Consider the following 2,433-nt stretch of genomic DNA (forward strand, 5'->3'; position numbering starts at 1 on the left):
CCACTGCTCGAATCTGGCGACGGTGCGACGACATTGAATGCCTATTCCGCCAACAGTGAGCCGTGGAGCCAAACCGACGCCTTGGGTAACCGCCAGGCGTTCACCTACACAATCGATGGCCAACTGAAAAACACCCGGCTGACCCTCGCCGGCGACAGTCAGACCGAAAAGCTGCTGGTCAGCGATCTTCGTTACAACGCCACCGGCCAGCTCGAAACGGAAACCGCCGGCAACGGCGTCATCACCCGCCGCCACTACGACGAGGCCAACGGCAGGCTGACACAACTGAGCGCCCACAAAGCCGATGGCTCGCCGCTGCAGATCCTCAAATATCTCTACGACGCCGTGGGCAATGTCCTGAGCATCGAAGATGCCGCGCAACCGATCCGCTACTTCAATAACCAGCGCATCGAACCAATCAAAACCTATCGCTACGACACGCTTTACCAGTTGATCCACGCCACCGGTTGCGAGGCCCATACCGGACGCGGCGGCCCCGCCCTGCCCGATTTTCAATCCCTGCCACTCGACCCCAACCAGATCGCCAACTATACGCAAACCTACCATTACGACGCCGGCGGTAATCTATTGGATCTGATGCATGTCGGCCCGCAAGCCCACAGCCGCACCTTGACCCGTTCCCGCTACAGCAACCGCTGTTTGCCCGAGCGTGACAATCGGCCACCGACCGAGGACGAGTTGGCAAATGGCTTCGATGCCAACGGCAATCTGCGTCAACTGCAGGTCGGCCAGTCACTGTTCTGGGACTTGCGTAACCAACTGCGAGAAGCCCACCCCGTTGTGCGCGAGGACAAAGAAGACGACCGGGAATGCTATATCTACGACGGCGACGGCCAACGCGTGCGCAAGGTGAATTCAAGTCAAACCAACGCGCGCACGATCATTCGCGAAGTACGTTACCTGCCCGGCCTGGAAATCCGCCGTCACAGCGGCACCGGGGAAATCCTCCACGTCATCACCGCCAGCACCGGTAGCAACAGCCTTCAAGTGCTGCATTGGGTGTCGAAGCCGCCCGATGAAATTGCCTTGGACCAGGTGCGTTACAGCCTTGACGATCACCTGAAATCCAGCACGCTGGAACTGGATCAAAATGCTGGCCTGATCAGCCAGGAATGGTATTACCCGTTCGGTGGTACTGCGTATTGGGCTGGACGAAATGCAACCGAGGCCAAGTACAAGACCGTGCGTTATTCCGGCAAGGAGCGCGATGCCACAGGGCTTTATTACTACGGATTCCGCTATTACGCGCAGTGGTTGCAGCGGTGGATTAATCCGGACCCGGCGTGGGCGATTGATGGTCTCAATTTCTATCGTATGGTCAGGAACAATCCAGTTGCGTTATTTGACACCAATGGGTTGTCGCCGCAGGGCGAGCTAGCGGACAAAATGATGAATAGCAACAAATTTCACGATATCTATCTCGATAGTCCAGAGAAGGCATTTAGGTACTTATCCCATAGACACAGAGACGAAGACCCGGATGTTGTTGCAAAGGCTCTAAAGCGAGTCCAAAAAAGAATGGCTCCCAGCGATGAATCGCTGACCCAGAAAATGAGCAATCTTACAGTTACTACACACCAAAAACTCATACGCAATCCATCGCAAGAATATAGTTACATGAAAGAATTCAAAGCCATATACGCAACCACTCATGGATCGCACGCAATCAACACGGCCATGAGAAAAAATGAGGAAATTTCACTCAGCGGAAAAACAATAATACGCGAACTGACTGATCGCCATGGAGATCAGGAGTTTTCGGGGGCGCACGGAAAAGAAGCTGCAAGATCCATCGAAATAATCGCAAAAGTTTTCAATCTTCATGACACAAAGCAAATAAGCTCTCAGCTATACAATCAAACTAACGAGTCAACCCGCACCTATTTTCGAGGACAATCTTTAAGTGCGGCTGCACTGGAGGTATTCAGGACGGCACAAGAAGATGGTTCCATAGTCTACTCAAAGAGTTTTCTTTCCGTCGCCAAAGAAAAAGAAACAGCCGTAGATTTTATACGCAGTGAGTCAGCTGTTCTTTTTATAATATCTGGATTTAGTGCCGCAAACGTAGTTTCAAATTATTCTGCGTCGACCGTAAAAACCCTCGTATTTACGCCTTATGCAGACTTCAAAGTGACCGCCGTCGGTTATAGCACCGAAAAAGAAGGCAGAGTTATTATCAAACTAACAGAAGTGCGAGGTCATACGGGAAACCGCATCCCCATGCCTCGTTAATTAAAACCAAACAGGCACTGGGCATTGGCATATACCGAAATCACCAGACTGATATCGCTCGCCTGTTTTTGCGCTTCAACATACACTCAGCACCCTTTATAGCTACATGCCCATCAACCCTCCGGCCGCAACATCAACACCGCCAACGGCGGCAAATTCAACACCAACGACAACGCTTGG

1 protein-coding gene is annotated in these 2,433 nt (G+C 52.2%); it reads left to right on the forward strand.

Annotation, left to right across the window (positions count from 1 at the left end):
* On the forward strand, positions 1 to 2,253 hold a 2,253-nt coding region (locus ACM6I5_RS17305), incomplete at its 5' end, for an RHS repeat domain-containing protein (protein ID WP_414884277.1).
* Positions 2,254 to 2,433 lie beyond the last annotated feature (180 nt).

Source organism: Pseudomonas sp. IT-P171 (assembly GCF_949767765.1).
Taxonomy (GTDB): domain Bacteria; phylum Pseudomonadota; class Gammaproteobacteria; order Pseudomonadales; family Pseudomonadaceae; genus Aquipseudomonas; species Aquipseudomonas fluorescens_B.